Source organism: Streptomyces alkaliphilus (assembly GCF_014141535.1).
GTDB classification, from domain to species: domain Bacteria; phylum Actinomycetota; class Actinomycetes; order Streptomycetales; family Streptomycetaceae; genus Streptomyces; species Streptomyces alkaliphilus.
Genome location: NZ_VKHT01000209.1, coordinates 1 through 6,312, shown reverse-complemented (window position 1 = coordinate 6,312; position 6,312 = coordinate 1). Strand labels below are relative to the sequence as shown.

At 71.8% G+C, this 6,312-nt stretch carries 5 protein-coding genes; 4 read left to right on the top strand and 1 reads right to left on the bottom strand.

The genetic code is table 11. The annotated features are described in order from the left end of the window. From FNQ90_RS09345 to FNQ90_RS09335, 3 genes are all read left to right on the top strand, one after another. Positions 1–582 (top strand): YbaK/EbsC family protein (locus FNQ90_RS09345; RefSeq protein ID WP_323379857.1); only part of this gene is annotated, 582 nt, incomplete at its 5' end. 190 nt (positions 583–772) lie between these two features. Further along, positions 773–1,714, top strand: coding sequence for an ATP-binding cassette domain-containing protein (locus FNQ90_RS09340; RefSeq protein ID WP_182605935.1), 942 nt, complete (start codon positions 773–775; stop codon positions 1,712–1,714). Between the two features lie 37 nt (positions 1,715–1,751). Beyond that, positions 1,752–2,594 carry an ABC transporter permease gene (locus FNQ90_RS09335; RefSeq protein ID WP_182605933.1) on the top strand — a complete coding sequence of 281 codons (843 nt, stop codon included), beginning with the start codon at positions 1,752–1,754 and terminating at the stop codon, positions 2,592–2,594. Between the two features lie 351 nt (positions 2,595–2,945). Here the strand turns inward: FNQ90_RS09335 and FNQ90_RS09330 are convergent, their stop codons facing one another. Further along, positions 2,946–4,010: a polyprenyl synthetase family protein gene (locus tag FNQ90_RS09330; RefSeq protein WP_323379856.1), complete on the bottom strand. Its 1,065-nt coding sequence runs from the start codon at positions 4,008–4,010 to the stop codon at positions 2,946–2,948. A gap of 228 nt (positions 4,011–4,238) precedes the next feature. On the opposite strand from FNQ90_RS09330, the gene FNQ90_RS09325 reads away from it, so the two are divergent. Continuing rightward, on the top strand, positions 4,239–6,275 hold the full coding sequence (locus tag FNQ90_RS09325; RefSeq protein ID WP_323379855.1) for an ABC1 kinase family protein: 2,037 nt from the start codon (positions 4,239–4,241) through the stop codon (positions 6,273–6,275). The last annotated feature ends 37 nt before the right edge of the window (positions 6,276–6,312 follow it).

The following is a 6,312-nucleotide window of genomic DNA, read 5'->3' as shown; positions in this document are numbered from 1 at the left end:
GTGGGCGGTCCGGTCCCGGGAGGGGTCGCCCCCCTGGCCGAGACCGACACCGACACCGACACCGACGGCCGGGGCGGCGACCCCTCCCGGGACCGGACCGCCCACGGGCGGCTCAGGGAGCTGGCCGACCGCCACGGGGCCTCCTACCGACTCATCGAGCACCCCCCGGAGGGGCGCACCGAGGTGGCCAGCGCCCTGCGCGGACACGACCTGGCGCACAGCGCCAAGTCCCTGGTCGTGGTGGTGCGGCCGACCAAGCGGACCCGCCGGTACGTGCTCGCCGTCATCCCCGGCGACCGGCGCCTGGACCTGTGCCGGATCGCGGAATGCGTCGGCGGGCGCAGGGCCGGCTTCGCCGACCGGGAGACCGCCGAGCGACTCGCCGGCTCGGTCAGCGGCTCGATCATCCCTTTCTCCTTCCACCCCGACCTCGAATTGATCGTCGAGGAGGACCTGTTGCGCGGCGACACCCTGTACTTCAACGCCGCCCGGCTCGACCTGTCGATGGCGCTGGCCACCGAGGACTATCTGCGGATGGCGCGTCCGCGCACCGAACGAATCACGGAACCGGTCGGTCCCTGACCGCCGGAGCGCCGTCGAGGCCGTGGTATCCGCCGCATTTCAGGAACCTGCAGGAACTTCCGCCCCCACACCCGTACCGCTTTAGCATCACGGAGCAGCGGTGGCGGCAATTCTCGATGAAATATCCGAACCGTGGCCCGCCACCGGGCCGCCGGAGAAAGCAACGGAGGCCGAGCACGTGGCCACACCCATGATTGAGGCAATAGAGGTAACGAAGTCGTTCGGTGACGTCGCCGCGCTGGACGGCGTGAACGTCTCCGTCCCCGAGGGCTCGATCCACGGCCTGCTGGGCCACAACGGCGCCGGTAAGACCACCCTGGTCAACATCTTCTCCACCCTGCTCGAACCGACCGCCGGCACCGCCCGGATCCGCGGTCTCGACGTGACCGCCGAGCCGCAGAAGGTCCGCCGCTGCATCGGGCTGACCGGGCAGTTCGCCTCGGTGGACGAGCAGCTCTCCGGACGGGACAACCTCGTCCTGATCGCCCGCCTGCTCGGCGCGAGCAAGCGCCAGGCCCGGACCCGCGTGGACGAACTGCTGGAGCTGTTCGACCTCTCCGACGCCGCCGGGCGACCGGTCTCCCAGTACTCGGGTGGCATGCGCAGACGACTGGACATCGCCGCGAGCCTCGTCGGATCACCGCAGGTCATCTTCCTCGACGAGCCCACGACCGGCCTGGACCCGACCTCCCGGCTCGGGGTGTGGGAGATCGTGAAGCGGCTGGCCAAGGACGGCGTGTCCGTGCTGCTCACCACCCAGTACCTCGAGGAGGCCGACCGGCTCTGCGACCGGATCACCCTCCTGTCCAAGGGCAGGGTCATCGCGGAGGGCACGCCCGGCGAGCTCAAGGCCGACGTCGGCCAGCGCATGGTGACCGTGACGCTGCCGACGCAGACCGAGGTGCCCGGCGCGGTGAAGGCGCTGGAGGACTCCGGCATCCGCGCGATCCCCCAGGAGTCCGGTACCACCATCAGCGTCCCGGTCACCGCCTCCGCGGACCTCGCCGCCATCGTGCGCACCCTGAACGAGGCGCGCACCGAGATCACCGAACTCGGCTTCTCCGAGCCGACCCTGGACGACGTCTACCTGCGGCTGACCCGGGAACCCACCGGGAAGTCGGTGCCCGCGTGACCGTCCCGACCATTCCCACCGAAGAAGGAGAGCACCGATGACGGTCATCGAGGCCGAGGCCGACCGGCGGACAGGGCCGGCCGGCCGGGGACAGCCGTCCGAACAGTGGGGCACCAGTGGTCTGATCTCCCAGACCGCCGCCCTCACCGGCCGCTCGATCCGGCCCTACCTGCAAACCGGCGTGCTCGTCGTCACCTTCGTCGAGCCGCTGGTCATGCTGCTGATGTTCGCCGGCGTGTTGAAGGTGCTGGGCGACGCGCCCGGCATGCCGACCGACATGGCCTACATCGACAACCTGGCCCCCGCCATCATGATCATCACCGCGGTCGCCGCCGGCGCCCAGGCGGGCAACGGTCTCATCAACGACCTGCGCAACGACGTGATCACCCGCTTCCACACCCTGCCGATCAACCGGTTCAGCGTGCTGCTGGCCAGGAGCTTCGCCGACGGAACCCGGGCGCTCTACCAGCTGATCGCGGTCGCCGTCCTGGCCGCGCTGTTCTTCGGCTTCGCGCCCCCCGGCGGGATCCCGGGCGTGGTGGGCTCGATCCTCATGAGCCTGCTCGTCGGCTGGTCCATGAGCTGGATCTTCATCGCCATGGCCGCGGTGCTGCGCAACGGCGACGTGCTGCGCATGATCACCACCCTGATGACCTTCCCGCTCCTCTTCGCCTCCAACGCCTTCGTCCCGCCGGAGTCGATGCCCACCTGGCTCCGGGTGATCGCCCAGGCCAACCCCATCTCCTACGCCAACGACGCCACGCGCAGCATGGTCGCCGGCAACATCACCCTCATGGAACTGCTCGCCACCCTCGTCGCGTGCCTCGCCCTGGTGTGCGTCTGCGCGCCGATCGCGAAGCGTTCGTTCCGGGTGATGTGACCTTCCTCGCGCCCGGCGGCCACCACACCCGCCGGGCGCGACGCCGTCCCCCGCGGCGGCCGCCCACCGGCCCGACGGCCCCTTCCCGACCCCCGCGCCCTCCGCCCGGGGGAGCACCGGACCCCGGGCCGCGCCGGGCCCCCGTGGCATCAAGCTGTCGAACGGGACGGCCGGGTGGTCCCGGATCAACCCGCACCCGCCCGGAGGGACGTGTCCCCGGCCGGGACCCGGCCGGGGAACGACGGCTCCGAGAACTCCCCCCCGGCGCACGCGCGGGGGCCGGCCCGACAGGGCCCTTCGCCGCGCACGCCGCACCGCGTTTTCCCGGCGGCGCCCGACCACCGGCCCCCCTCAGCCGGTGCGGAAGGCCACGAAGTCGCAGAGGGCGTCGAGGGTGTGGCGGGCCGGCGTCGCCGGAAGGGACTCGAGCGCGGCCCTGGCCCCCGCCAACCGCTCGCGCATGATCGCCTCGGCGCGGGCGGTGGCCCGCGAGACGGCGAAGAGCTCGAGAACGCGGAGGTGCCGGTCGGTTCCGTCGCCGGGCCCGGCCGCGAGCAACTCGCGCAGCTCCGCGTCGCGCGGATCGGTGTCCTCCAGGGCGAGCAGCACCGGGAGGCTGGAGACCCCGGCGAGCAGGTCCTTGCCCCGCTCCTTGCCCGTCAGGCTCTCGGGGGAGGCGATGTCCAGCAGGTCATCGGCGATCTGGAACGCGACGCCGAACTGTTCGCCGTACTCGATCAGGGCGTCCACGACCGCCTCGGGCGCACCGGCCTGGAGGGCACCGGCCCCCGGGGCCATGGCCAGCAGCGCGGCGGTCTTGCCGGCGATCACCCGGAAGTAGTGCTCGACGGGGTTCTCCTCCGGCCCGGGACCGGCGAGTTCCCGCATCTGCCCCGTGATGAGCCGGTTGGCCGTGCCGGCGTTGAGGTCGATCACGCCGGGCTCCAGCTCGGCGGCGATCCGGGCGGCCCTGGCCAACAACCAGTTCCCGCCCAGGACGGCCATCCGGTCGCCCCACAGGACGTTGGCGCTGGAGACACCGTGCCGGACGGCGGCCCGGTCCACCACGTCGTCGTGGTAGAGCGAGGCGATGTGGACGAGCTCGGCCACGACGGCCGCCCGGACCACACCCTCCCTCGCCGGGTCCCCGAACTCCGCGGCGAGCAGGGCCAGAAGCGTCCGCAGCCGCTTGCCGCCGGTGGTCGCCAGATGCCCCGTCAGGTCGGCCACCCGGGGATCGGAGGAGTCGCGGGAATACTCCCGAAGACATCTCTCGGCGGCGGCCAGCGCCTCCTCCATACGGAGTCGGAAAGCCGGCTCGTTGGGGCCGAGCCGACTCAGCAGCACGGAGGAATACGAGAGACGGCCGTCCGGTGAAGCCGGTATCGGAGCCTCGTACAGCTGCTCTGCGGTCACGAGGAAACCCATCCTGTCGGTCCCGGGGCGGAAGGGCGGTGCGTGGTCTTCCGACACGACCCCCGCAGCACCCTCGCAGCACGCCGACCGGGCGACAACCGGGCCGGCATGAAAGTGCCACCCCCGAAGTGCCGTCCCCGAACTGCCGTCGTCCATCCCGCCACCACGGGGCGAGGGGATGTGATGAGCGTGGTCCGGCGGGGTGGAACAGTCCCTACGATCGGCGGGGTGGAACCACTCTCCGTACTCCTGATAGCCGGGGCCACCGCCCTCCTCGGACCGATGATCATGGCCATCGTGGCCCGCAGACTGCTCGGACTGCGGATCGGCAGGGTTCGCGCCGTCCTCACCGGATGCGTGGGGTTGTTGGTCGCGGGGATCGTCGGCACCCCGATGGGCCCCGAGGCGAGCCGCACCCCCCTGGTGACCGTGCAGCTCGGCGCGGCCCTGATCGCCGCCATGATCTTCCTGGTGATCTCCGAGGCCATGGTGCCCAGCGGATCGGTGCGCGGAGTGGTCCGCTGGCCCGGCGCCCTGCGCCGCAGGCTGGCGCGCAGCCGGCGCTACACGCAACTCAGCGGGATCGCCGTGCGGCACGGCCTGCGCCGCTTCCTGACCGGCCGGCCCCGGCGCGCCGCCACCAGCCCGCAGGAACAGGCGGAACTGGCCCGCTCCCTGAGGCTGGCCCTGGAGGAGGCGGGAGCCACCTTCGTGAAACTGGGCCAGGTGCTCTCCTCCCGCTACGACCTGCTGCCGGACGTCTTCGTGGACGAGCTGAGCTCGCTCCAGCACGAGGTGGCCCCCGAACCCCGGCCCGACATCGAGCGGCTCCTGACCGAGGAGCTGGGTGCCCCGCCGGCGGAGGTGTTCGCACACTTCGACCCCGAACCGCTGGCGGCCGGTTCGATGGCCCAGGTGCACCGGGCCCGGCTGCGCGACGGCCACGAGGTGGCCGTGAAGGTGCAGCGGCCGGGCGCCCGTCGGATCGTGGAGCGCGACCTGGACATCCTCTTCCGGCTCAGCGACATGCTGGAGCGTCACACCACATGGGGCCGGACGGTCGGCTCCCGCGAACTGGCCAGGGGATTCGCCGACTCACTCCACGAGGAACTGGACTTCCGCACCGAGGCGCGCAACACCGTGGCCGTGGCGGCGAACGCCACCCCCGCGGGAGGCGACGGGACCGCGGGCACGACGGGCGGCGGCACGGCGGGCGACGAAACGGGGGAGACCCCGGGGGCCCGCCCTCCGGGCACCGCCCCGCGCGTGCGATTCCCCCGGGTCCACCAGGACCTGTGCACCGAACGGGTCCTGGTCGTCGAGTGGCTCGACGGGGTCACCCTGAACCGGGCCGACCCCGTCATCGAGGAACGCGGCCTGGACCGCGCGGCGCTCGCCCGCGACCTGCTGGGCTGCCTGCTCGAGCAGATCATGACCAAGGGGATCTTCCACGCCGACCCCCACCCGGGGAACATCCTGGTCCTGGAGGACGGCCGACTGGGCCTGGTGGACTTCGGCTCCGTGGGGCGGATCGACCAGATGCTCCGCTCCAGCCTGCGCAACCTGCTCCTGGCGATCGACCGCAACGATCCGACGGCGATGTCCGACAGCCTGCTGGAACTGGTGGAACGCCCCGAGGAGATCGACGAGGAACGCTTCCAACGCGCGCTGGGCCGCTTCACGGCCCGTCACATGAGCGCCGGCACCCCTCCGAGCCACGAGATGTTCACCGACCTCTTCGTGATCGTCTCCCAGTACGGACTGACCGTGCCGCCCGAGGTGGCCGCGGCCTTCCGCGCCCTGACCACCGTGGAGGGCTCCTTGAACCGGCTCATGCCGGGGTTCGACATCGTGCAGGAGGCGCGTTCCTTCGCCGCGTCCGAACTCACCCGCAACCTCTCCCCCCGGCACCTGGCCCGGTCCCTGACGGACGAGGCCGCCGCCGTGCTGCCGATGCTGCTCCGGCTGCCGCGCCGGGCCGAGCGCATCAGCAGCGCCCTGGAGCACGGCAGGCTCGGCATCAACGTGCGCCTGCTGGCGGACGAACGGGACCGACGTTTCATACGGGGCATCGTCCGTGACGTCCTGCTCGCCTTCGTCGGCGGACTGACCGGGGTCCTGGGCATCCTGCTGCTGGCCGTCGAGGGCGGCCCCCATGTATCCGACTCCCTGCGGCTGTTCGACATCTTCGGCTACAACATGCTGTTGATCAGCTCGGTGCTGGTGCTGCGGGTGCTCTTCACCATCACCAAACCGGAGCGGTGAGAGCCGGGCCCGCCCCCGGCCGGGGCCGGCTCTCACC

Bases quoted from the DNA above. Each gene is read 5' to 3' on its own strand.
- FNQ90_RS09340 (WP_182605935.1), top strand. From the start codon at position 773: ATGATTGAGGCAATAGAGGTAACGAAGTCGTTCGGTGACGTCGCCGCG.
- FNQ90_RS09335 (WP_182605933.1), top strand. From the start codon at position 1,752: ATGACGGTCATCGAGGCCGAGGCCGACCGGCGGACAGGGCCGGCCGGC.